The sequence below is a fragment of the Cardinium endosymbiont of Sogatella furcifera genome (assembly GCF_003351905.1).
Taxonomy (GTDB): domain Bacteria; phylum Bacteroidota; class Bacteroidia; order Cytophagales; family Amoebophilaceae; genus Cardinium.
In genome coordinates, this window is record NZ_CP022339.1 from 386,550 (window position 1) to 412,986 (window position 26,437).

Annotated in this window: 19 protein-coding genes; 7 read left to right on the plus strand and 12 right to left on the minus strand. The window is 39.8% G+C overall.

Going from position 1 to position 26,437, the window contains the following annotated elements:
- Positions 1-195 precede the first annotated feature (195 nt).
- The 4 genes from typA to CE557_RS01695 all read right to left on the minus strand — a co-directional run bounded on the left by typA (position 196) and on the right by CE557_RS01695 (position 4,459).
- Positions 196-2,013 carry a translational GTPase TypA gene (typA, locus tag CE557_RS01680; RefSeq protein WP_114909887.1) on the minus strand — a complete coding sequence of 606 codons (1,818 nt, stop codon included), beginning with the start codon at positions 2,011-2,013 and terminating at the stop codon, positions 196-198.
- Between the two features lie 106 nt (positions 2,014-2,119).
- A complete protein-coding gene (gene radC, locus CE557_RS01685; RefSeq protein WP_114909888.1) occupies positions 2,120-2,827 on the minus strand; it encodes a RadC family protein in 708 nt (235 codons plus the stop codon).
- Positions 2,828-2,841: 14 nt separating this feature from the next.
- A complete protein-coding gene (gene rpsT, locus CE557_RS01690; RefSeq protein WP_114909889.1) occupies positions 2,842-3,108 on the minus strand; it encodes a 30S ribosomal protein S20 in 267 nt (88 codons plus the stop codon).
- 70 nt (positions 3,109-3,178) lie between these two features.
- Positions 3,179-4,459 (minus strand): hypothetical protein, encoded by a 1,281-nt coding sequence (locus tag CE557_RS01695; RefSeq protein WP_162789935.1) that lies wholly within the window; start codon positions 4,457-4,459, stop codon positions 3,179-3,181.
- Between the two features lie 90 nt (positions 4,460-4,549).
- Between CE557_RS01695 and CE557_RS01700 the strand changes: the two genes are divergently transcribed.
- The 3 genes from CE557_RS01700 (at position 4,550) to CE557_RS01710 (ending at position 7,416) form a co-directional block, all read left to right on the plus strand.
- Positions 4,550-5,521, plus strand: a complete 972-nt coding sequence (locus CE557_RS01700; protein WP_114909891.1) for a zinc dependent phospholipase C family protein — start codon at positions 4,550-4,552, stop codon at positions 5,519-5,521.
- Positions 5,522-5,832: 311 nt separating this feature from the next.
- Entirely contained in the window at positions 5,833-6,282 is a 450-nt protein-coding gene (locus CE557_RS01705; RefSeq protein WP_162789936.1) for a hypothetical protein, read from the plus strand.
- Positions 6,283-6,513: 231 nt separating this feature from the next.
- The gene (locus CE557_RS01710; RefSeq protein WP_114909893.1) at positions 6,514-7,416 is read left to right on the plus strand and encodes an ankyrin repeat domain-containing protein; all 903 of its coding nucleotides are present in this window, start codon (positions 6,514-6,516) and stop codon (positions 7,414-7,416) included.
- Positions 7,417-7,766: 350 nt separating this feature from the next.
- Here the strand turns inward: CE557_RS01710 and recJ are convergent, their stop codons facing one another.
- From recJ to pdhA, 3 genes are read right to left on the minus strand one after another with little or no spacing between them, the layout of a single operon-like run.
- A complete protein-coding gene (recJ, locus tag CE557_RS01715) occupies positions 7,767-9,491 on the minus strand; it encodes a single-stranded-DNA-specific exonuclease RecJ (protein WP_223245912.1) in 1,725 nt (574 codons plus the stop codon).
- Positions 9,491-10,171, minus strand: a complete 681-nt coding sequence (locus tag CE557_RS01720) for a tetratricopeptide repeat protein (RefSeq protein ID WP_114909894.1) — start codon at positions 10,169-10,171, stop codon at positions 9,491-9,493. Before CE557_RS01720 ends, recJ begins: the two co-directional genes overlap by 1 nt.
- Positions 10,172-10,176: 5 nt before the next feature.
- Entirely contained in the window at positions 10,177-11,205 is a 1,029-nt protein-coding gene (gene pdhA / locus CE557_RS01725) for a pyruvate dehydrogenase (acetyl-transferring) E1 component subunit alpha (protein ID WP_114909895.1), read from the minus strand.
- A 443-nt stretch (positions 11,206-11,648) separates the two neighbouring features.
- Between pdhA and CE557_RS01730 the strand changes: the two genes are divergently transcribed.
- Positions 11,649-12,266: a carbonic anhydrase gene (locus tag CE557_RS01730; protein WP_114909896.1), complete on the plus strand. Its 618-nt coding sequence runs from the start codon at positions 11,649-11,651 to the stop codon at positions 12,264-12,266.
- A 191-nt stretch (positions 12,267-12,457) separates the two neighbouring features.
- Here CE557_RS01730 and CE557_RS01735 read toward each other — a convergent pair whose 3' ends face one another.
- The 5 genes from CE557_RS01735 to CE557_RS01755 all read right to left on the minus strand — a co-directional run bounded on the left by CE557_RS01735 (position 12,458) and on the right by CE557_RS01755 (position 19,913).
- Positions 12,458-13,234 (minus strand): ankyrin repeat domain-containing protein, encoded by a 777-nt coding sequence (locus tag CE557_RS01735; RefSeq protein WP_114909897.1) that lies wholly within the window; start codon positions 13,232-13,234, stop codon positions 12,458-12,460.
- Positions 13,235-13,936: 702 nt separating this feature from the next.
- The gene (trpS, locus tag CE557_RS01740) at positions 13,937-14,929 is read right to left on the minus strand and encodes a tryptophan--tRNA ligase (protein ID WP_114909898.1); all 993 of its coding nucleotides are present in this window, start codon (positions 14,927-14,929) and stop codon (positions 13,937-13,939) included.
- A gap of 28 nt (positions 14,930-14,957) precedes the next feature.
- On the minus strand, positions 14,958-15,644 hold the full coding sequence (gene pssA / locus CE557_RS01745; protein ID WP_223245913.1) for a CDP-diacylglycerol--serine O-phosphatidyltransferase: 687 nt from the start codon (positions 15,642-15,644) through the stop codon (positions 14,958-14,960).
- A gap of 173 nt (positions 15,645-15,817) precedes the next feature.
- Complete coding sequence (gene murB / locus CE557_RS01750; protein WP_114909900.1) at positions 15,818-16,849, minus strand: UDP-N-acetylmuramate dehydrogenase; 1,032 nt, start codon at positions 16,847-16,849, stop codon at positions 15,818-15,820.
- 25 nt (positions 16,850-16,874) lie between these two features.
- Positions 16,875-19,913 (minus strand): hypothetical protein, encoded by a 3,039-nt coding sequence (locus CE557_RS01755; RefSeq protein WP_162789937.1) that lies wholly within the window; start codon positions 19,911-19,913, stop codon positions 16,875-16,877.
- 408 nt (positions 19,914-20,321) lie between these two features.
- Between CE557_RS01755 and leuS the strand changes: the two genes are divergently transcribed.
- The 3 genes from leuS to pheS all read left to right on the plus strand — a co-directional run bounded on the left by leuS (position 20,322) and on the right by pheS (position 26,405).
- The gene (gene leuS, locus CE557_RS01765; RefSeq protein ID WP_114909903.1) at positions 20,322-23,102 is read left to right on the plus strand and encodes a leucine--tRNA ligase; all 2,781 of its coding nucleotides are present in this window, start codon (positions 20,322-20,324) and stop codon (positions 23,100-23,102) included.
- Between the two features lie 659 nt (positions 23,103-23,761).
- Complete coding sequence (locus CE557_RS01775) at positions 23,762-25,375, plus strand: hypothetical protein (RefSeq protein WP_114909905.1); 1,614 nt, start codon at positions 23,762-23,764, stop codon at positions 25,373-25,375.
- Between the two features lie 10 nt (positions 25,376-25,385).
- Complete coding sequence (gene pheS, locus CE557_RS01780) at positions 25,386-26,405, plus strand: phenylalanine--tRNA ligase subunit alpha (protein WP_114909906.1); 1,020 nt, start codon at positions 25,386-25,388, stop codon at positions 26,403-26,405.
- Positions 26,406-26,437 lie beyond the last annotated feature (32 nt).

Below are 26,437 nucleotides of genomic sequence, written 5' to 3' on the forward strand. Positions count from 1 at the left end.
ATCTTACAGATGGAAAAACAGAAAGCGCCCACTACGTGGGCTTTTAATGAACTGTTTTTCCTAATCATCTCTCAGATGCCACTTTCTACACCGCTACTTTTTACAGGGGCGGTTTTTTTGAAGCAAAAAACCATCGCGCTGAATACATACATTTGAAGCAATCAGCCTATTATATTTAATTCACGCGACATCAGCTTAATGATGCGACTTGGTCGCTCTTTTTCGTTCATTAGGGTCTAATATTGCTTTGCGTAAACGGATAGATTTTGGTGTTACCTCTACGCGTTCATCATCTTTTATATAAGTAATCGCTTCTTCTAAGGTCATCACAACAGGTGGGCTTAACCGAATAGATTCGTCCGAACTTGATGCACGCATATTGGTAAGCTGTTTTCCTTTTAATAGGTTCACTTCTAGGTCATTATCTCTATTGTGTTCCCCTATAATCATGCCACCATATACCTTTTCACCTGCACCAATAAACATTTTACCCCGATCCGCTAAATTAAAAAGTGCATAAGCAACTGCGTCACCCATACCCATAGAAATAAGTACCCCATTGCGTCGTCCAGCAATAGTGCCCCGATAGGGGCCATAGCTATGAAAGGTCCTATTCATAATACCAGTACCCCTCGTCTCCGTAAGAAAGGTGCCATAATAACCAATTAAACCACGTGAAGGCCCAACAAAAATGATGCGTGTTTTTCCCCCGCCCATCGGACGTAGGTCCCTCATTTCTGCTTTGCGCAAACTCATAGATTCAATGACAGCCCCTGAAAATGCATCATCTACTTCTATTTGAATCTCCTCTAGTGGCTCTAGTTTTTCACCATTATCGCCTAGTTTAATTAATACACGGGGCCTGCTAATAGAAAGCTCAAACCCCTCTCTTCGCATCGTTTCTATTAAAACACCTAACTGTAATTCACCACGCCCAGCTACTTCAAAAGAATCTTTATTAGGACTTTCAGTCACTTGAATAGAGACATTGGATTCCAGCTCACGCATGAGCCGATCCCGTAGGGCATTAAACGTCACTTTACTCCCTTCCGTTCCAGCTAGTGGAGCATCATTCACTGAAAAGTTAATGGCTAGTGTAGGTGGGTCTATAGGAAGGGCCGGTAAGGCTTTCATCACAATAGATGCACAAACGGTATCGGCTACGTTGGCACGTTGCATCCCTGCAATCGCCACAATATCACCAGCATATGCAGTTTCAATCGGCACATGGTCCATGCCGCGGAAAGCCATAATTTTGGTTACCTTACCATTTTCTACTACTACGTCGTCTTTATTAAGCGCTTTAATGGCTTGTTGTACTTTTAAACTGCCTGTAAAGATACGTCCTGTCAACATGCGACCTAGATAAGGGTCATATTCTCTTGCCGTTATAAGCATAGAAAAATCACTATTTAAATCCACAGTTGGCGCAGGTACATGGTCTAGAATCAGATCAAACAAGGGAGATAGGTCTTTGCGCTCTGCATCTAATGTTCTACTGGCCCAACCTGACCTACCAGAAGCATAGACAATAGGAAAGTTAAATTGGGCTTCCGTCGCTTCAAGTGCCATAAAAAGCTCTAAGATTTCATCTTCCACTTCCCCTACGCGTGCATCTGACCGATCAATTTTATTGACCACTACAATAGGACGCAACCCTAACTTTAATGCTTTACTTAAAACGAACTTAGTTTGAGGCATCGTCCCTTCTGCTGCATCCACCAATAAGAGTACACCATCTACCATACTTAAGATGCGCTCTACCTCGCCACCAAAGTCAGCGTGACCCGGTGTATCTACAATGTTGATGCGGGTATCTTTCCAAACTAAAGAGGTACACTTAGCCAAAATCGTAATGCCACGCTCCCGCTCTAAATCATTGGAGTCCATTACCCGTTCTGCTACTTCTTGATGGGCTCTAAATGTGCCGCTTTGCTTTAATAAGTTGTCTAATAAGGTTGTTTTCCCGTGGTCTACGTGTGCGATAATGGCAATATTACGTAATGGTTGCATGTAATGTTTTATTTTAATAGATGTTTAGGTTACTGTTTTTTTTAAAACAAGACCAAGGTAAAAAAGAGTGGTCTATCTATATGCAACCGTGCTAGAGCGCATAGCGTCAAAGCATCCCTTCATCAGAAAAACTGAAGTATTTTCTGTCTGTAAAAATAATATGGTCTAGGAGCGTTACATCAAGCAATGCCCCCGCGTTTGTAATTGATTTGGTTAATGCAATATCGGTAGCGCTTGGCGTAATATTTCCAGAAGGATGGTTGTGTGCTAATATAATGGAAACAGCCTGATGGTCTAGTACCATTCTAAATAAGTATTTCGAATCTACAACGGTTCTACTCGTACCTCCACTACTAATTTTTATTTTCTTGATGAGGTAATTGGCTCTATTGAGTAACAAAACCCAACACTCCTCTACCGACTTATCCGTTAAATCTGGTTGCAGTAGCCTATAAGCTTTAGCAGAACTGTTCACCAGTTCTTTTTTATGAACAGGCTCATACGCCCGCCTACGGGTAAGCTCCATAGCACAGACAACCGCAATCGCTTTTGCTTCCCCTATACCTCTAAACCGTCGCAATTCTTGGACAGAACGCTTGGCCAGCTCTTGTAGGCTATTGCCATTTTCCTTTAAAATATGCTGCGCCAATACGACAACACTCACGTTTCGGGTACCAGAGCCTATCAACACAGCCAAAAGCTCTGCATCCGTTAAACTAGAGGCGCCTTTATGTAATAACTTTTCTCTTGGCCGGTCTTCCGGTGCCCAGTCTTGAATTTTAAGTGGAGCAGTTGCATATATCTCCGGTGCCATATCACTTAAGCCATTTAGGCTGCAGCTATAGTTAACCTATTTACATATTTAGCAAGCTTGGCTTTGCTATTGGCACTTTTGTTTTTGTGCACTATATTTTTTGCTGCCAGCTTATCTAGCATAGCAAAAACCTTAGGTAATAACTGTTCTGCAGCAGTTTTATCGGTACATTTACTAACCTTTTTCATAAAGGTTCTACATGTTTTTAACTGATAACGGTTGCGAAGGTACTTCGTACGATTCGATCTTATGCGTTTTTCAGCTGATGGATGGTTTGCCATGTAATATAATTGAATTGAGATATTAAATATAATTTAATTGTATGCAAGATACTACTTTTTTATATATCATTCAATTATTGGATGGCCATGATATGCCCAACCGAAGCGCTGGTATTTCTTGGGAACGTGCGCTGACACCCACAAAAAAACGTTCAGTAAGCATATATTGTAGCGTAGCTACAAATTTGCCCCGCTGCTTTAATAGGTTGGATATGCCCTGCTCATAGGTCGTTTGTATGGTCGGTTTTTTGGAATCAGTTAGTTCGCACCCTAGTTGGAGTTGCATCAAACAACGCCCATAACGTATCTCATAGCCCAATAAGGGTGTAATTTCCATACCTGCCGCTGGCAGCATATTGGCTACCAAAGCTTGTTTATACCAGTTGTATCCTAACTCCATGGCACATAATAAGGCATTATGGGCGTTAATAGTAAAACTTAATAATGCAGATCCTCTTAGAATCAAATGATATTTTTGGGTTTCTGGTAGTTGCCTACTGCTGCCAGCCAGGCTACAGTCTACTCTACTATTTGTTTGTTTGCTATACCTAATCAGTTTATTAGCTTCTTCCAAAAAAGGTGTTCTCTGGGTTGTATACCTTATACCTATACTGGCTAAAGGTGCAAACTTTACGGCTACCGTATGATGCGCATTGTCGACAGGATTAGCTGGTTGCGCATTGGCGTGCTCAGGCGTGGTGATTGGGTTTGCCTTTGGTCTATGCTGCTTATTTTTAGTCCACCAGTTGAGCAATAGGCCGATGCTAAAATTAAGTTGCCAAGAGGGTGTCAATAACCAGTGGTAAGTGATTTCCTTTATGGCTAAAAAACTATAACTTGGTTGGTATGGTCTTTGTGCCCATATACTGCCCTTCATTGCGCCAATATTGACTCTATTACCCCATGTAGATAGCGTGGCATCAGACTGATATAGTTCTATATAAGCTAAGATACCCCATATATTCGGGAATCTAAGCTGCTGCGCTTTTCCAAGTGCATATGGCAATAAAAAAGATAGGCCAATGCTTGGATAGGATTCTAGCTGCTTGGCAAAAAAGGAGTGGATATATAATATATCGAAATCAATCGTAGTAGGTATGACTACTAGCACCTGTTCATCAGACAATGAGGTAGCTGCATCAGTGGCATCACCATGCATATGCTTATGGAACGTCACCCCAGATCGCAACTGTATAGCACGTGGGTAGGGCTGCCAAGTCATATGGATTTTAGTTGGCAATGTGGTAGTGCCAAGATTGGCTTGTTCAACCGCTTTTGCTACACAAGGAAACAACCAAGTAGTAACCAAAAAAAAGCGTAATATATACTGAGATAAATTTGCTAGGTTCAAAGTATAGACCATTAAAAATTAATAGGGCAATTGTATAACACAATATACGGCTGCCATTGGGCTAGCATATTACTATTTTTTGTTCAGAAAATGAAAAAACATCCTTTCGTATATATTAAACCGGTTTATTTGCTCATCTTTTGCCAGCTTCCCTTAGAAGCTTGGTCTTGGGGCTTTTTTGCACACAAACAGATTAACCGATATGCTATTACTACCCTGCCACCAGGTATATTTGCTTTTTATAAAGCCCATCTTACCTATTTGACCGAAAAAGCTGTAAATCCAGATAGGCGTAGGTATGTGATCAAAGGTGAAGCGCCCAAACACTTTATAGATCTTGAGGTCTACTACAGTAGCCTATTGAATGGACAAAAGCTTTCGTTTCATCAAGCTGTAGAACAATATGGCGATAAAATAGTAGCGGCACATGGCCATCTCCCCTGGGCTATATTAAATGCACACAAACAATTAACAGAAGCGTTTCAACATAAAGATACAGCTAAAATTCTAAAATGTTCAGCAGATTTAGGTCATTATATTGCTGATGCACATGTTCCTTTACATACTACACAAAACTACAATGGCCAAATGACGGGCCAAGAAGGGCTGCATGCTTTATGGGAGACAAGATTGCCTGTTTTATTTTTCGACACCTATACCCTTTTTGTAGGCCAGGCTGTTTATATCCAGGATCTAGTAGGCCATATATGGGATATTGTGCGAGAGTCTCATGCCTTAGTAAATACCGTATTGGATTTAGAAAAGCAGCTTTCTGCACAATATCCAGAAAAATACAGTTTTGAACAAACCGGTAATCTATTAAAAAAACAATATTCCATTGCATTTTCTACTGCTTACCATCAAGCGTTGCAAGGGCAGGTGGAAGCCCGCTTGCAAAAATCTATTATAGAAGTAGGAAGTTTTTGGTTTACCGCTTGGATCAACGCAGGTGCGCCCAGCTTAAATGATCTACATACCGCTATAGCTATGCAAGATGAAGAAGAGCCCTTGCTGCAAGCAGGCATCATTTTAGAAGGAGTTAGGACCTGTGGAGATGAATAGATGATTGCTTCCCCTATATAATTTTCAGCTCAAAATAAATCGATACATACCTCCTCTGTATATGGTTTCTGATCAGGGTAGTGATGTAGCATCCCAGATATTTTGAATTTTATGTATTTTTTTTGTATTTTAAGTTAAATATAGAAATTTTGATAATATAATATATAGAAGTGATTTTTAAGAGTTCTCTTTGGTTTCCTCATTAAAATTTCCTTAGCTCCTATTTAAAGTTAAACAGCATGTATAACCAATGCATGAATGTTATTCCGCTTAGTAGTGATTATGCAGAGACAATTTAAATGATTAATGCTATGAAAACGTATGCACAAATTAAGAGCGTTCTATCTACCCAATTACGCCTTAATGCTTCGTCTTCTTATTCCAACGCTAGGCAACCACTAGATATGGATCAGCAGCAACAAGGAGATAGCACGCAACAAAAACAGTTAGCAAGTACGAGTGCTGATCACAGGTCCGATGATGCCGTAAGCGTAGCGGATCCTATGTTATTAAGCCCTGAAATCATGTTCTACCTTCAAAATCATAACTTCTCGGTAGAAAGTATAGAATCTTTGCTTACTAAAGAGCTCATTATACATGCAAAGCATCAAGAAGGGACTACGCCATTGCTATGTTCAAGATTTGATCATTTTGGAAAGAGAGAACAATGCATATTAAATGATGATGATGACAGGCACGATAAGAAAGCTAGGATAATCAAAGACCCCACAGAGTCAATAGAACAATTTCCAGCCACATAGCACACCAATCGCAATTAGTTTTTAGCTACGTTCTATTTAGCTAGTGATATCAGCTTAAGTGAAAAAGTGATTGATATAGTTTAAAACTATTGTTCGCTTTTTCAAACAGAAGCTGCATTGGAAAAAGTTGTAATAGACAATGACAATAACTTTTTTCATCAGCGCTTGATATTTTTCCTATTTCTTTATCAAGAAAAACGTAGGATGTAACTCCCTTTAAACATCGATCTTATGAAAAAACAGACAAACTGTAAGGTAGGCCTATGCATTGGGCTATTCATCTTCCATACCTTATCTGCTTGTGTAAACACAAAGCAAACACTAGCTATTGATGAGGTACGTAATAGAAGAACACTAGACTATACCTCCAATGGTTTAACAAGCAGCTCAGCAAGTAGTGTAGCGGACAACTTGAAAAGCAACTCGATAAGTAGCTTAGTAAAATCTGTAGGTTATGCATTCTTAATAGGCATAATAGTGACCAATGGAATTGTAATCGTATTAATTGGTTCGCTTTGGGGGGTTGGTTACCTTTCCAATCAATTAAATAGATATAATACTTATAAGGCTAGAGTCGCTAATATCCATCGTTTAACCCCTGATACATTGCCTATACCAAACAAGGGGAATACGAGCGCTATGTTCTACAACAACAAAATAAATGCTACAGAAGCTAACCGTATACTTGATGGGATCCATAACCCAAAATGGGAACAAAAACCTATCGTAAGAATAGATGATCCTATGGTCTTACCTTTTGAGGCCTTGGCATACTTGGAACGGTATGGTTGTTCTAAAGAACGTATCCAATATTTGCTTGATCAGGGCTTGGATCCAAATGCCAAAGATAAAAATGGAAACTCTATATTAATGTATGTTGTATTTTGTAAAAATGTAGGCTCCCTTCGACTCCTACTAAACAAGGGAGCACTGGTGAATGTACAAAACCGTGGCGGGTGTACAGGCCTGATGCTAGCAATGTTAACTCATGATGCAGATGATAATGATCATATGGATATCATTCGTGATTTACTAGCCCATAATGCAGATTCATGTATAAGCAATCATCAAGGGGAAACGGCGCAATCCTTTATAAAGTACCTGCCTAAAAAGGCGAGGCGTAAGGTTACTTAAGCAATAAGCTTAAGCAAGGGCAAGTAACAATGTGTACGACACCGGCACGTTCATGTAGGCCGAGTTTTAGGCTAAAGAGCAGTTCAAGGGATAGAGTAAACAACTTGCAAAAATAGTTGGTCTATTACAATATTGGTTGGTGATGATGATCATATATAATTAAACATTAATGTTATAAAAATGTATAAACGCATTAAAGTAGGCCTATGCATTGGACTACCAAGCGTCAATGGCTTATCTGCTTGAAGGAGATACAAACGCAGCAATGCCATCCGCCCGTCTTAAGGCTAAGATTGGTCAGCCTTAAGCCATGTTATTTAGCGCAGTGGAGAGCAATATTGTCTATTTGTTCAAACAACAAATGCTTCTGTTTTAATATCCTTTATCATAAGCTGTAAAGACTTATTGCCTAAATAGTAATTATATCCTATCGTATAGGCTATAGAGAAGGGCTGCCCAGTAGAAACAAGTGGTAGATAACCACCCAAACCAAATCCTATGGCTTCATAGGGCGTTGCACAATCTATTTGGTATAGCTCCAGCTTAAGATGTTTTGCTTTTACCAAATGAAATTTGCGGGCATAAACGTTTTCACTGGCAAATACGGGCGTAGGATTGCCTGGACCAAAGGGAGCCATTTGCATTAAGATGTTGACAAACTTTTGCGTAATGACCTGAAAGGGAATAAGCGCATGAATGATTTGTTGAGGCAGTAACAACTCATCTGTTATCGTTTCTAATACTACTTCCTCAAATTGTTTCTGGAATGTAGCCATATGCGCTAGTGGCATAGTAAGCCCTGCTGCAAATGCATGGCCACCATATTGGTCTAAAAGTGGGCTACAGGCAGCAATCGCTTCGTAGATATTATAGCCAGGTATAGAACGAGCAGAACCAGTAGCCTTACCATCACAAAGTGTTAAAATTACAGTAGGTCTATAACACTGTTCAATACAACGGGAAGCTACTATGCCAATAATACCTTTATGCCAATCTGGATTAAAAAGCACATTGCTCTTGCCTTGAACAGGACTATTTTCTATCATCGCCAAGGCCTCTTGTGTAATGGTATAGTCAAGCGATTGGCGCAAGAGGTTCTGCTGGTCAATAGACTGAGCTAAATGATAGGCTTGTGTGCTATCCTGTTCTATAAGCAGCGCTACAGCCAAAGAGGCATGGCTCATACGTCCAGCTGCATTAATCCGTGGGCCTATCTTAAAAACAATATCAGCAATGGTAATGGTACGCGCAAAGAACGCCAGTTCCATTAAGGCTTGTAGCCCTGGGCGAGGGTTTGTTTCCAACTGTTTGATGCCAAAGTAAGCTAAAATCCTATTTTCATCTACCAATGGAACAATATCACAAGCGGTACTAACCGCTACAAGGTCTAAATAAGCATAAAGGCGCTGGGGGGATAATCCGTATTGCTTACAGAAAGCTTGTAATAGTTTAAAACCTATACCACACCCTGATAACTCTTTAAAGGGGTAGGGACAACTGGGTTGTTTTGGATCTAAAATAGCATAAGCGGGTGGTAAGGTGTCTCCTACTTCATGGTGGTCACAAACGATTACATCTATGCCCCGTTCAACTGCTCGGGCAATGGATGCATAGGCTTTTATACCACAGTCTAAGGTAATGATGAGCTGCACACCTTCTTGATATGCTTTTTCTATAGCTTGTATGGAAACGCCATAACCCTCTACCATACGGTCTGGTACATAATACTTTACCGATGCATCAGGTAAAGATTGAAGAAAACCATACACCATAGCCACAGCTGTTGTGCCATCTACATCATAGTCACCATAAATTAATATTTTTTCTTTTTTGCTTAATGCTTGGTGCAAACGGGTTACCGCTTGGGCCATACCTTGCATTAAAAAAGGATCATACAACTGCACTAAGGAAGGGCGAAAAAAATGTTTCGCTGCTTCAAAAGTTTCTATTTCCCTATGGACTAAAATGGCTGAAAGCGCAGCAGGGGTGCCCAATACTGCTTCCAACCCTGTTATTTTGGCAGGGTCCTTAAAAGATTGAACCACCCAACGTTTGTGCATGTGTTCAGATCCCATTAGCAATGTCCTGACAAACGACTTGCTTCTTTAATAGCCAAACTACTTCCATGCGCAGAAGTTGGGTATTGCTCTATAATCTCTTGATAACACCTATAGGCATTTTTATATTGCGCATCTGCTTCAAAAGCAATGGCGGCTTTAACCAAATAGCCAGGGGTATATACACTATTTGCTTTATAGTGAGCGGCCTTCATATAATAGATCGCTGCTTCCTTGTGCTTTTTTTGCTCACTATAGGCATCACCCATTACACACCAAGCACGGGCTTGTAGGATAAAATCTTTCGCTTTAAACTTCTTTAGAAAAACAAGTGCTTGATCATATTCCTTTTGGTGCATATAGGCAACCCCTGCATAAAAACAGGCTAAATTAGCGGTTGTAGTATAAGGGTATGCTTGAATAACGTCCAAAAAGCCTTTATGGTTCGCATCTCCCTTGAGTGCCTTATCAAAATCACCAGCTTCAAAATAATAGGTGGCTTGAAAAATGGCATCTTGCGCCTTTAAATTTTTTGACTCTCTTAGAGAAAAAAGCCAAAAGCAAGAGACTACTGTAAGCGAGGTTAAACAAAAACCAGCCATATACCACTTACTTCTGCTCTTTTTTAGCGTGGTTCCTATTTCTTTTTCTTGATGGCCTTGGCTTCTAGGTATGCTGTTGATGTCTATTATTTTCATAAAATTTAATGCTGAAGAAATGGATAGTCAGTTTGTTTGTAAACATAATGATAAACAGTTGCTGGATCTGGAAAGGAAGATGCCTCTGCAAAAGCAACTGCTTGTGCAATTTGATCTTTTACTTTGCGGTCAATGATTTCCAGTGCTGCTGCATCTATACCTTTCTTATTTAAGATCAACGCTTTAAGCTTAAGAATAGGATCTTGTGCCTTATAGGCTTCTACCTCTTCTTTCGTACGATAAGCGGCAGGATCAGACATGGAGTGGCCTCTGTAGCGGTAGGTTACAAACTCCAATAAGCTAGGGATACCTTTTCTAGCTTTTACTGCAGCACGCGCCACTGAGCGGTGTACCGATTCTACACATAATCCATCTATACGTTCTGCATCCATTGCATAACTACTACCCAATCGATAGAGTTCCGTGACATTAGAGCTTCGCTCTACTGAAGTACCCATTGCATACCCATTATTTTCAATTACAAAAATAATGGGTAACTTATAAAGCATGGCTAAGTTGAAAGCCTCATGGACAGCACCCTGCCGCACTGCTCCATCTCCCATAAAGGTAATGCAAAGGTTCCCGGTTTGCTTATATTGTTCAGCAAAAGCAATACCTACCCCTAAAGGCACATGCCCACCCACAATGCCATGGCCACCTAAAAAATGACGGGCTTTATCAAATAAATGCATGGACCCACCATACCCTTTAGAAACCCCTGTCGCTTTCCCATAGAGTTCAGCCATTACATGATCAGGGTTTGTTCCTAATGCAATAGGATGGGCATGGTCACGGTAAGCCGTGATGTATTTATCTCCTTCCCGTAGTGCCGTAACGGCACCAGCTATACAAGCCTCCTGACCTGTATAAAGGTGACAAAATCCTCGAATCTTTTGCTGCCCATAGAGCTGGGCTGCTTTGTCTTCGAATTTACGTATCAACAACATCATCTCATACCATCGTGGATAAAAAGGTGAAAGATCTGCTGCATCAATAGGTGATAAAGGAGGGTGCGCTATAGTTGATGAGACCATGGTTATACTTTAATTGCTTATCGTTTTATACGTTTTTTACCTCCTAGGCCATAGGGACTGTTTTACGTTTCCCTAAGCAATTTAGAAGGATACGCCCTATCATGCAACAAAGTTACCCAAGTAGTTATAAAAAATCAAAAGAAAATCGCCTGTTAAAACCACACTGGCAGGAATAAAATATAGCTAGATAGTCAATGAGGGATCTTTTAACCCATGCCATCGGCTGAAAGGTGTAGCCAACTTTTATCTATGCACCAATTGTGCTAAATTTTACAGGGAATGCCTAATTGTAGACATTTATATGTGACATGCTCAAAATCTAAGCAAAAGTCTGTAGCATCCTACTATTTTGCCCTTGTATTGTGCTTACTGTTACACGCAAGTCAAAGTAAACCTTACACGGGCAGTAGACTCTTTACCTTATTTTAGCTCTAAAGAAGCCTATGAAAGATGATTTTAAAAAAATACTAAAAGGTTACCAAGCATTTAGAAATAAATATGTGCATGCTGAGCAATCTATTATGTATGGGTTACATCATAATGGGCAACAACCTAAAATTATGGTCATTGCTTGTTGTGATGCGCGGGTAGATCCGGCTTTACTATTGCAATGTGATCCGGGTGATTTGTTTGTGGTGCGTAATGTAGCCAATATTGTCCCTCCGTATGAAAAGGATGCAAATCACCATGGTACAAGTGCTGCTTTAGAATTTGGCATTTGTTTGCTGAATGTAGCACATTTAATTGTACTTGGTCATAGTCAATGTGGTGGGATTAAAGCTTTACTAGCCAGTGAAGCGCTACAGCAAGATGATTTTATTACCAATTGGGTTTCTTTAATAAAAACGCCTGATTTTAGGCAATATGAAGCTGATGATTATGCCAAACTGTCCTTGACACAATCTTATCAAAATTGCATGACTTTCCCTTGGATTAAAGCAAGGGTACGCAACGGAAAGCTTACGGTGCATTTATGGTTTTTTGATATCCAAACAGGGCAAATTTATACGTATGCTCATGATACAAAAACCTATCAAGCTTTATTGCCTTTAGCGGAATAAATTATTTTTTCCACGGCATAGTCATATGGCTGTAGGAATGGAGCTATCCAAATCAAGAAAAAAGTGGAATAAAATTCATTATCAACCAGTAACGTAACCAGATACAAATTAAAAATGCTTTACTAACCAGTATCGTGAATAGACACGAAACTTTTTCTCTTTTTCACTTAGCATTGCTACACTGGATTATTTTACATAATACTGCAGGTTATATTCGAATTGGCTTGAAATGTGCTTTCTATCAAAGCATCCATATCGCTTTTAGGATATTTTGGTTGCTCAGAATTACTGTTTTGCTCTAAAAAGGCTCTTGCAGTAAAACCTTGTTTGTTTTGAATAGATGGATCTGCACCTGCTTGGATTAAAATTTGCATTGTACTGAAATTAAACTTATATGCTGCGATGTGTAGGACCGTGTCCCCATTATTATCCTGGTGATTTAGTTTCTTTCCCGATGGTTCCTTACTATACAAGTCTAATAAGCAATTAAAAGCTTGTTCAAGCGCTTTGAAGTCATTGGTACGGCGTTTATCCCTATCAGAGAGGTATTCCTCAGATACATGCATAAATAAATTTCTTCCATTATCGTCCACTGCCTCTAAAATATTTAGTCCTTTGCTCTTATAATATTCTATCTGTTCTTTTGAAAAATTACGCGCGATAAGATCGCCTAATATTTTTTTAGATAACACCATAGCATTTTTTAGCTTAGGATCAGGACCTTGTTCATATTTATTATAGCCACTCTTTATTGCATCCAAAACTACTTCTAAATTTGGGTGCCATGGACTAGATAAACCATTATCCTCCTTTAGAGCCGGTAGTTGAGGTGTTAGATTAGTAAACGTGGGATTCACAGTACTTATCTCCCCCGCATAGCCCTTACTTACTTTTGCACAAGCACATAAATTGCCAAAGGTTAATAGGCCAAGAGAGAGGCTTGCTTTATAGTGTATGTACTTTTTCATAACATTCGATGTTTAAATGGTATCATATAATCACTTAAGAAGAATTGCTTCCATGCATATCTGGCATGCTACCTATTCCTCTATTCGCTTGCCCTTAGGTAGGGCAAAACAATTTAATGAGACGTAATAGAAGATACAACTTCTCTCAACTACTTGCCCCAATTAAAACCTATATAATGGATACAAAAAAATAAATAGAATTGCAAACAAGCCACAGTTAAGTTGGGAACTATAGAAAGGTTACGCTTAAAAAAGCATCTTTTAATCAAATAAAAATAGTATGTAAATTTCCTAAATTTATTCACAATCTCTGGATTTTGTATCTATGCAATTATGTAGTTACCTGTAACTTTTTGGCATTAAATACATATTCGTCTCCTAATATGGAAGAAAATAGATTTTTAAATAAGAAAAATCAAGCTTTACGTGAAGCGAATCAGAGGTTAACATGCAATAAACATACTGTCCAAAATTTTCTAATCAGCTAGATATTAATAATTAGCCGATATGGTATATCTACTAACTGACTCTTTCAAGCAGCAGAGTAAAATAAATTCCTTACAGAAAGAAAGTAAAGCTTTAAGCTACGAAAATGCCAAACTAAAAAGGGGGCTTTTGAAAAGATTATGCAAATATATTTCAGGTTATATATTTACACTTAAATGGACAGCGCCAATGTCGTGAATAGACACGAAGGAATAACTAAAAAGATTGAATACCTATAGCTTCTCGGACCATTTTAATCGTTTCCTTTGCCAATTGAGCTGCTTTTTCCGTACCCTGGTGGAGGATTTCTTTGATCATTTTAGCATCCAAACTATTCCTTTTTTCTCTGATAGGTGCCAATAGAAGTTGCAAGCTATCATTTAAGATATCTTTAAGGGTTACATCACCTAATCCGCCACGTCTATAGTGGGCTTTTAAGTCAGAAACGGCTTCTTGATCACTATGAAAGGCATCCAAATAGGCAAAAACCACATTCCCTTCTACACGACCAGGATTGCTTGCCTTAATGTGGTTAGGATCGGTATACATCTGAAAAACTTTTTGTTTGATCACTGCTGGTGGATCAGAAATGGCAATGGCATTCCCTAATGACTTACTGGACTTGGACTGGCCATCTATCCCCACTAACCTGGATGTTTTACTCAACACTGCTTTACATTCTTTTAAAGCATTGGTATGATAGAGCCTGTTAAAACGCCTAACAATGGCATTGGTTTGCTCAATCATAGGTAATTGATCATCCCCAACTGGGATCAGTTCCGCTTGAAATAGCGTAATATCTGCCGCTTGACTGACCGGATAACAAAAAAAGCCTGCTGGAATGGCCTCATCGTATCCTTTTTGCTGTATTTCATACTTTACGGTAGGGTTGCGATGCAATTGTCCCAAGGTAACCAGGTTGAGGTAATAGATTGTTAACTCTGCAATTTCTGGTATTTGAGACTGAACCACAATAGTTGTTTGGTTAGGATCGATCCCAACACTTAGATAATCTTTGGCAACTTCAATAATATTTTGGGTCACTTGTTCGGGATGGTCGAAATGATCCGTTAATGCTTGTAGATCTGCTACTAGAATATACTGATCATATACACTTTGTAATTTAACTCTATTTTGTAAGGAGCCAATATAATGGCCTAAATGGAGCTTGCCAGTTGGCCTATCACCCGTTAAGATTTTTTTCTTCATGCTTATGCAACTTTAATGAAACACATTTTTATCTTATCTTAACTTTACATAAAGCATGCAATATATATAACCAAATACTTAAAAAAAGACCTTCCGCATGCATGGCAACGATGCATAGCACTCCGAGCACAATGCAACAATAACGCGCCTGATTCGTTTGCCAGGAAAATCCTTGAAACTTCAAAGCTATAAATGGAATAGGAGCAACCAATAGATAAGCAAGTAGCAGGGTTAATAAAGGCAGTACCAGGGGTTGTGTTAAACCATTGACTAAAGCCGGATAAAGGGCACGTTTTAAAATTATAGGTAAGGTAGCTACTAGCATGGCATTAGCTGTCGTAGGCAATCCTGTAAATTGATGGGTCTGTTTAGCGTCGACATTAAACCTAGCCAACCGAAGCGCAGCAAAAACCACCATGCACAAAGCGGCATAAGGACGATAAGGGCAACTTTCATAGGTTGTGATTAACATATAAAGGATAGCCGCAGGCAACATACCGAAGGTAATCAGATCTGCTAATGCATCCAATTGCTTACCAAGGGGAGATTGTGTATGCAACAGCTTTGCGGTAAAACCATCTAAAAAATCCAGACAAGCACCTATAAAGATGCTATACGCAGCATATACTAGCTCTCCCTTTAGCGCCAATAGGGTGCCTATTGTACCACTGATTAGGTTTAAAACCGATAAACAATTGGGAATATATTTTTTCATACTGTTATGCATTCATACTAAAGTAGTTTACAACAAACTCGTATAGTCTATGATTATTATCGCGTCACTAGCGCTGGCAATATAATGGATTTATATTCGATATGAAAACCATTAGGAGGTTTTTATTTTTTGTAACCTTGCTAAACTGATGTTATGCCGCTCCCATGGATGTATTACCCTATTGCCTCACCTACGATGTTCACCTCTGGTACAAGGGTGATATGAAACTGACGTTTTACCTTTTGTACGATTTGGGTAGCTAAATTGATAATATCTTGACCAGTAGCGCCTCCATAGTTTACGAGTATCAGTGCATGTAAAGGATAGACCCCTGCATTGCCCATGCGCAAGCCTTTAAAACCTGCTGTTTCTATAAGCCAAGCTGCTGAGATTTTCATCTGGTCTTGGTTTTGCGTGCGAAAAGCTACTAATGAGGGATATTGCTGCTTCAGCCATTGGTAATGCGCTATAGTTACCAATGGATGCTGAAAAAAGCTGCCTGCATTGCCTAAAACAGCAGGATCGGGCAGTTTTTGTTTTCGAATGGCAACAATGGCGTCGCTTATCGCTTGAAAGGACAACTGTTTAACGCCCATCTTTGCCAGCATGGCCTGGATGGCCTCATATTCTATAGTATATCTTGCTTCTTTATGTAAAGCTAGTGTAAGGCTTGTAATTAAATATTGGTTCCGCCATTTTGTTTTGAAAAAGCTAGTTCTATAATCAAAGCCACATGCTTCGGCTTTAAAAACTATTTTTTCCCCAGTTGCTAATGCAATGGCTTCAATGCTATCCACTACCTCTTTAAGTTCTACACCATATGCCCCTATATTTTGTATAGGTGCGCCACCAACCGTCCCCGGAATAAAGGATAGGTTTTCTATGCCTCCATACCCTCTTGTAGTACAAAACAAGACAAGCTGATGCCAAGGGACACCTGCCGCAGCCTTCACCAGGACTTTATGGCGTTTTTCTGCTATTACTTCAATACCGGGCAGTTGCACATGCAATATATAACCAGGAAAATCTCTAACAAATAGCGTATTGCTGCCACCACCTAGGATATAAAAATGGGTACGCTTTAGATCTACTGTAGCACAAAAATCTGCTATATCTCTTAGACGATGCAGCTGAATGTAACCAGCAGCAAATGTAGGTAGCTTGAAGCTATGGAGTGCTTGTAAAGGGTATGGACCATGCATCATCAAAACAAGAAATAACACTTCTTTTTCATTCCACCTCCTTTCTAGCCTCCAAATGGAATGCTACACCAAAAATAGGCATTGGTAATTGAAACACCCATTTATCATTATTATGCTGTTTCTTTAAACAAGGAAGATCTACCGAAATATTTGCATAAGGTATATTCCGATTAGATAAAAATCTACATTTTAAATGAAGTTTGGCACCTATGGTATCAAAATTTCTACCTATAGTAGACAGAGCAGCCCGTTGGAGCGTATGGTCATACGCCCCTATTTTGGGGGTATAACCATACCACTCCATCCATATTTTCTCTAAAAATAAGAACAACGGTATGCCACACTCTGGATAAGCTAAAGGAAATCCATACGTTAGATGCAGATATTGTTCCCAACGCGGTATAGGAGACTCTTTATAAACTAAAGGCAAGCCATAGGTTAGATACAGGTGATTACTTAGTGGTTTATACCGTCGAATAGCTAAATCTAAAGAAAAATAATGATGATCACCAAACCCTGGGATATAAAATTGAGGATTAAAAATCAATATATTTTCCCATTCCCTCAATAAAGGAGAATACTTTTCTGCACGCGCAAAACTTATATAAAGTTTTTGGTACCAGGGTGAACAAAGATCTCTTTTACTCAAAGATGAGGCATGGGTTATATTAAAACTATATATTTCAGTATGAGCTATTTTTTTATCTTCATCACATCGCTCTAGCTCCACTTCAGCCTTAAAATAGGCTTCCCCTGAAGAACTGCCTAGCGTGAAATAATAAGGGAATTTTATACCTAACTTTAATGTAGGTTCCCAAAAGGTGTCACTTATGTAATCTGACTCATGGCTACACAAATGTTTAGCCAATATATTTCGAGCTACGTTATACTTTTTCCGGTTTTCTAGAACCTGAGTCATCACTGGGTTTTTATACCTAGTACCTTTAATATCTATGTCCAAAATTGGATAAAAGGTTGCATACTTTATTTTTAAGCCTAATTCAGTTGTTTTATATACAGTATTTCTAACCTTATTCAGGATATTAAAGTTTTGGTAAAAATAGGGCGCAATGTTAAGTTTATCCTCTAAGTCTACAACCTGACAAAGTATAACCTTAATACCCCTATCATGCCAACTTGGTTCTTTTGCTTCTGGGCCAAGCAGATCAAAATACTCGTTTAAAAAGTGGTGCTTAATAATGGGATATCGATGGTCAGGCACTTTTGTCAATAGATCACTATTCTGTTCTTGTACAACCAATGGCGCATAGTACCTTACAGATCGATCCTCTACTGCCTCTAAAGGTGTCCACAAAAGGGGATCAAAAGGCATAGCAGCTATCTCCATGCCATTTTTACCATAATCATTGAAAATAAGTTGATTGGATAGAGGATCTACCCTACCTAAATAGGCGCCATATTTTCGTGAGGTAACTTGAAAACAAGCTTTTGTAGGCAAATGCATTGCATAAATATTATCGATGCCATTATAGGCGCTATTGTAGAGCAAATAGTCTTTATAGATTTTAGGGGAACTTCTATGCTCGTAGGTGTAAGGCAAGAGTGTTTCTGCCTTACTGGTCGCCACATGAATCCGTAAAATACTATTTTGCTGGTCCTTGGTTTTCACCACTAGGATGTGATCTTCACCAGACCAACTGGGGGTTAAATAATACCCTTCATCCAGGTTATCTATTTTTTTGATGACCTTACCAGATTTGGTCTCTAAAATAACCAACAAATGTTTCCCTGTTTGGTCAGTTGTTACCGCAACGAGTTGCTGAGCACTAGGGCTTATAGCTAGTGCAGTATATCGGCTGCTTGAGGCAAGGGTGCGTCTGCTTTTTTTTGCAAAATCATAATATTGTAAGCGAATGGTCTGCCGATTCCCTTGCCAAGGATGCCTACATGTTTCCAGCCAAGCGGCACACCCCTCGCCTATGTCAAAAACAGTAGGTGTAAGGCTACTCGGCATAAAGTGCAATATCGTCTTGTCTTTGCGTAAAGATACAGCAGCTCTTTTTAAGCCATCAGCAGGTGCAAGCTTAACGTGGACCAGTTGAGCACGTAATCCTATACCTATCTTCCAGGCCATAAGGCGACCCGATGCATCCATAAATGGGTTGTGATAATCAAAGCTATCATTTGGCTTTTTAACGGTAAGCTGGGTAGCAGGCGTAATTTTTAATCCTTCTAACTGCTTTTGCCAACGGTCGCGTAGCTCTTGGTTCATCTCCCTATATAATGTGGGGATGGACTTTTTAGTCACCTTTTTTACAGCATGGTGAAAGCCAAAATAAGGCACACCCTGCATGGTTTTTTCAAAAATAGCCTTGATGACATCCGCCCCATACTTTCTGCGCATATGTGTAGTGAAATAATACCCTACGTGATAGTCAGATGGCAGCTCATATTTCAAAGAGCCAAAGACTTGCCTGCTAAAACTAACGGGATCACGCTCTAGCAGGGTAACCTTATATATCTTTTCCCAGCCCGGTAAACGCCCTCGGCCACTTTTTGAAAGCGCAGTTTCCATACCGACTGCATCGCCTTCTTTAAAAAAGCTGTCAACGCCGCACACCGCAACCATATTCCATGCAAAATAGGGGAACTTAAGCCAAACAGGTGTACTATGGTATTCAATACTATGTTGTACTGCATGTCTCAGCTCATGTATACATAGCATATCGTACCAATCGGCATTGCCGACAAAATAGGGATTGGAGTTGTATAAGGTGTCAAAAGATATATGGCGCGGCAGCAGTTTAAAATATGCATTCAGCTCAGTAGATTGATTGTTAAGCAGCAAACGAAGAGGACTAGGATAGATGCCCAACGTTTTAGATACAGGCTTATAGATCGTTTCCAGCGTATTGGCTATACGTTGCGCTGATTTGGTGGTGTTTTTATCAAAGAATATACTAAAATGAGGGGTTGCAATTTTTTGTATTGCCCTGGCTTGGGTAGCCAAGCCAAAGAATAGAAAGTATAGCAAAGCACTAATAGCCCAAAAAGCGCGCTGCTTCTTTTGTGGCCAACAAATGCAACGTAAATGATACAGAAACATATAAACGTAAATAATAATATCCGCATAGCGCATGTATAGCGCAAAGGTTATTTTAGTAGCTATGCTTGATGGTTTTATATTAATCCATAGCCATATTTCCTATAAATGTATAAAAATGGTAGAAATATATTGCTTTCCAGCAGCCCAATTTAGCTTTGTACAAAGCTGTAGAATATCTTACCAGTTGCCCAACCATTACAAAATAAAGATATGTAACCCGATTATATTCAATGAATAATATTGGTAACTTTGTATGTTTGCTTATTAGTTTTAAACTAAATAGGTAACTTAGCAGCTATAGAAACAGAAGCAAAGCATACCATTGTTCAGATGAAGCCATACCCTTACCAAGAGGCATCCCAATAGTGCAATGGAGATTGATTGTACTGATTACTGAATCACAATAAAATGCAACCTTATATTTTTACGGAGATAGAAAAAAAATGGCAGAATAGATGGCAAGAACAAAAATCTATTATAAGTAGTAGGTCTTGTACTACTACCGATGCGCCCAAATATTACCTACTAAATATGTTTCCCTACCCTTCAGGATCAGGCCTCCATGTAGGGCATTATATGGGATATGTGGCTTCAGATATATTGGCTCGTTATTATAAACATAACGGATACCATGTACTGAACCCAATGGGATTTGATGCTTTTGGCCTGCCTGCTGAGCAGCATGCGATCCAAACCGGCAGGCACCCTGCCATTACCACTGCAAAAAATATAGAAAAATATACCGCACAACTGAATCAAGTGGCCTTAGACTTCGATTGGGATCAATCCGTTAATACTAGTGACCCTGCTTATTATAGGTGGACACAATGGATATTTTTACAAATGTTCAATGCTTGGTACAATACCGCTACACAAAAAGCAGCGCCTATTGACGCACTGATTCAGGAATTTGTTCGCCACGGTAATACCAAAGTGCAAGCTGCCTGTGATGACCATACACCTATTTTTTCAGCTGAAGAGTGGGGTGCATACACTGAAACAGAACAACAGGCCAAGCTATTGCACTATCGATTGGCTTATCTCAAGGATAGCATGGTCAACTGGTGTGAGGGGTTGGGCACTGTTTTAGCCAATGAGGAAGTGAAAGATGGGCTTTCTGAAAGAGGCGGTTATCCAGTGACACGCAAAAAGATGAAACAATGGAGTTTACGTATGACCGCCTATGCAGAACGGTTGCGCGCCGATCTAGACCTCCTAGATTGGCCTCTTTCTACCAAAGAGATGCAGCGCAACTGGTTGGGTAAGTCTGAAGGTGCAGAAATTACCTTTAGAGTGCAAGGACAACGTGGCGAAACGATTACGGTTTTTACTACCAGACCAGAAACCATTTTTGGTGCTTGCTTTATAGCCTTAGCGCCTGAGCATCCTTGGGTGTATTTTATGGCCAAACAAACCGGTGATGTAGAACTTATGACCTATATCGAACAGTCACAAAACCGTTCAGAGCGAAGCCGTCTTGCAGAAACTAATTTTTTAAGCGGTGTGTTTGTAGGTGCTTGTGTTATTCATCCTTTTACAGGAGCCCCCTTACCCATTTGGGTAGCAGATTATGTACTACCTAACTATGGTAGCGGTGCGATTATGGGGGTGCCTGCGCATGATAAACGAGATTATATCTTTGCGCAATCTTTTGATTTATTAACCTTACCTGTAATAGAAAGTACGGTACTGATAGAAGATGGGCCCTACGAAGCCCCTGAAGGTAAGATGATTAACTCTGATTTTTTAAATGGACTTTCCGTATCGGAAGCTGCTAAAAAAGCGGTCCAAATACTTACGCAAAAAAAGATTGGCCGGTATAAGGTGAACTATAGATTGCAAGATCCTATATTTAGTCGGCAACGATATTGGGGGGAGCCTTTTCCAATATATTACAAGGACAATGGACTCCCTTATCCACTTGCTGCGTCTCAATTGCCCCTTGTATTACCAGCCGTAAGTAGTTATACCCCTAATCAATCTGGTGCGCCTCCATTGGGTAATGCAGCCAACTGGTCTACACCAGAAGGCTATCCTTTAGACCTCCATACGATGCCAGGTTGGGCGGGTTCTAGTTGGTATTTTTTGCGGTACATGGACCCACACAATACAGAAACCTTTCTGAGCAAAGAAAAAGAAGCCTATTGGAAAGCAGTAGATTTTTATATAGGTGGCGCAGAACATGCCACAGGGCATCTGCTTTATGCACGCTTTTGGACCAAACTATTATATGATTTGGGTCATATTGCAATGCATGAACCATTTCCAAGATTGCTCCATCAAGGGCTCATTCAGAAACTTACCGCCATAGTATATCGCTTAAAAGATAAAAATGTTTTTGTAAGTGCTGGCCTTATAGCGGAATATGATGTTATGCCGATCTATATTCCTACAGCATTTGTCGAAAAAGAGGTTGTAGACCTAAAAGCTTTAAAAAACTGGCGTCCTGAGTTTGCGGATGCATGCTTCCTGCTAGAGGAGGGGAAATATATATGTGGGGGTAAAATGGAAAAAATGTCTAAATCGAAACACAATGTAGTGGACCCAGAGCAGGTGATCGCCGAATATGGCGCTGATGCTTTACGTTTGTATTTGATGTTTTTAGGACCATTAGAACAATCTAAACCATGGGATTTATCTGGTATAGAAGGAGTCTTCCGTTTTCTAAACAAAGCATGGCGTTTTGTACATCGTGCAAAAGCTACCTGGACGACTACTGCGCTAGACCAGATCACGCTTAAAATCATGCATCAAACGATTAAAAATGTAACGCATGCAATTCAAAAATGTTCTTTTAATACGGCGATAAGTAGTTTAATGATTTGCCTGAATAGGTTAGCAACTTGTGAGCGGGTAACGCCCTCTATTGTAGCCGACTTTATTTTACTGTTGGAGCCTTTTGCACCTTATATAGCTGCTGAGCTATGGGAAACGATAGGCAAAACAGACAGCATTAAAGCGGTTGGTTTTCCACTTTGGGATGAGACCTATCTAGAGGAAAAAAGTTTTACCTACCCTATTGCAGTGAATGGCAAGGTACGCACTAAGATGGTTTTTGAATCTAATCTACCGCCTATGACTATAGAAGAAGCCGTATTGGCCAATGAGGCGATTCAAAAATGGGTGGCCGGAAAATCGCCTAAAAAGGTAGTAGTGGTGCCTAACAAAATGGTGAATATAGTTGTATAACATCTCCCTGGATGGATCGTTGCTCCATTGCTTTTATTATGCACTAAAGAATACTTCAATAAAGATCTTCTCGGATTACTGCTTACACGTGAAGATCTAGATACACATCCAAAATGTAAATTGAACAATGAGGCTGATCAGCAGCTAACGCCTTATCTTTGTGCGCGCTATTTTGACAACAAAGAAGCAGAGGAAATCTTACAACAAGACAGGCGTTTTAATTGTGAAAAAGGAATACCCAAGTACCCTCCTAGCAGCACTAAAATGAAAGGATTGTTGTATAAGTTTTTGCAAAAAGTTTGTCGCCTATAAAAAAATGGTTGAGCAACTAGGAACCACATAAAGCATAGTGCTTACTGTACCTAATCTGGTTTAGTTTAAGGGAAATAGTAGTTATTGTTATAGGGCAATTACAATGCATTGTAATTTGTATTAAAAGTATAATATATCTATCATCGGACTTCTGACAACGTTAACCAAGAAAAACTGACGCTTGTAAAAAATTGAGCCAGGAAAGCTTATTATAGGTTATATTTCTATACCTAGAAATAATTTATAACTTTGATGTGGTATGAAGCATGCACCATCTGGTGCTATAGTTATGCTAATCGGCATATTACGATGATATAAATGCCCTATTTTCTTTAAAAACCAGTAAAATGAAATACACTTGGTTATTTATTGCTTCATTTTTTTGGCTACCTGTGGCTATATGCCATGCAGAAACTAAGGCCATCAAGGATGCAGAATTTGTTATTGAAAAGCAAAAAAATAATAGAGTCAACCAGGAGCAAAGACTATTTTTTAAAGCGCCCACGCGCACCACAAAAAGCACGAATAAGCCTTTGGCCACCATCCAAGCGCTAACGTTAGAAGATATGGCATTTGAGCCTGCACCTGAAACATATCGTCCATTTAGTTTAGCAGCGCAAGGAAATAGCCCTACCTTTAACCACTACTGGAGGCTAGGCATTGGGTCATTGCTACTCCCTTATGTAGAAGTTGGATTAGCCAACTGCTGCTTTGGGCGATCCATTTGGTCGATAGCTTTTACTCCAGAGTTATGGAACAAAAAATCCAGGGAAGCTGCATTGGGTCTACAAGGTCAATATAGCATAGAGTCGTGGCTGCTCCAGCCAAGTATACATTATCAACATGCTTGGTACAAATATAACGATACCATAACGGATACCCGTAGGCTACATCAAGTACAGGCCAACCTATGGGTTAAACAAGCCAACGCATCCTCCATGCAGGATGGACAAGTAAGGCTACATGTACTTAAGGATCACGATAAAAAGATCAACGAACAGCTCTTAACGCTAAAATATAAATGGGTAAAGCAGCTAGATAATTGGTCTTTAAAAGTAGCTAGTTACAACGATATAGCTGGCTATACAAATGATCGCATCCAACAAACCCGTTTCATTTTGTCAACTGCGCCAAGCTTTTATTTACATTTGTTTAAGCCGATGCAGCTCAAAGTTGGCCTACGAATGGCCTATCATAATGACCCAATTCCTGGAAAAATACCTCGTTTTGATCTCTATCCTATGGCCAAAATAGCCTATATGGCGGCAACCTGGCTTGTTCCTTATATGGGCATAAAGGGCATGGGGGTAGGGGGCAGTGTCATTCCATTGCACCTACATGACCTAGTAGCTAAAAATCCTTTTATAGCTTCCAATTGGAAGCTATCGCACCAGCATCAATACTTCAAGCTGTATGGTGGTAGTAAAGGGGTTGTTACACCCCATTGTACGTATCACCTACATATAGTCTATCAGCGGCTTAAAAACCAGTCTAGAATCCTATCTGATACAACGCACCAGATTAAATTGGCCTATCATCCATCGGACTATAATCTATGCAAGGCCACAGGCCTGCTCGACTATAGACTGCCTAATGGGAAATTAGGCACCACTATACAAGGAACCTATCGCCTATATTTTGATGATAAAGCGTATCCCGTCTGGTGGTACCACAAACCTGTATACAAATTCAAGCAAGCGCTCTTCTATAAACCGCATGCAAAAGTGTTACTAAATGGTAAGCTACACCTAGATGGCCCAACCACTGTAAAAAATATAGAGGGCACTGCTACTGCACTCAACAAGACTATCAACCTTTCTTTAGGTGTGGATTATGCTATCTTCAATAGGTTGACTGCATTTATAATGGTTAGTAACTTACTCAACCGAACGCATATTACTTATACCGGTTATCCTGATAAAAAAATCAACATTACAGGTGGCCTAGCATATAAATGGTAATTTATATATTATGATGGATTGCATTGCCCAGTTACGGGAAAAAATTGACAGTTGGACCATTCAAGATAAACACTCATTAGAAAGCTTTCGGCGCGATTTTATCAGTAAAAAGGGAGCTATTGCGCGTCTATTTGAGGCGTTCAAGCAGCTTTCTATTGCAGAAAAAAAAGCAATGGGTCCAGCGCTAAACAGTTTAAAAAATGAAGCAGAAAAGAAGTTTAAAAGTGCAGCAAGCCTATTAGAATCAAAGCCCTCTACAGCGCAACCCATAGGCGATGTAACCCTCCCTTCTTTTGGCCCGGCTATAGGTAGCCTCCATCCCTTGACTATTGTTCAAAACAAGATTATTTCTATATTTCAGCGCATGGGTTTTAATCTTGCAGAAGGGCCAGAAATTGTAGATGACTGGCATAACTTTAGCGCATTGAACTTTCCTGACAATCATCCTGCACGTGATATGCAGGATACATTCTTTGTGCAGCGTAATCCAGATCAGTTGTTGCGCACACATACTACTTCTGTACAAATTTCAACCTGCACGGCCCAAAGACCTCCCATTCGATCTATTGCTGTGGGACGTGTCTTTAGAAATGAGGCAATCTCTGCACGGTCGCATTGCTTTTTTCACCAAGTGGATGGGATGTATATTCACACAGATGTGGCCTTCAGTGATTTAAAAGGTACCATCTATCATTTTGTGGAGACCCTATTTGGTCCAGCAACCAAACTGCGTTTCAGGGCTTCTTATTTCCCTTTTACAGAGCCCAGTGCAGAGGTAGATATAAACTGTAGGCTATGTACAGGCAAAGGATGTACGGTTTGCAAGCACTCAGGTTGGGTAGAGATATTGGGCGCAGGCATGATTGACCCTCATGTCTTAACCAATTGCCACATTGACCCTGAGGCATACAGTGGTTTTGCTTTTGGCATGGGTATAGAGCGCATAGCCATGCTGCTCTATCAAATTGATGACCTACGGCTGTTTTCTGAAAATCACCTTGCTTTTTTACGTCAATTTGTAGCCTGTTAGCACCATATCTGTTCAAATCACTGTTTGTTATG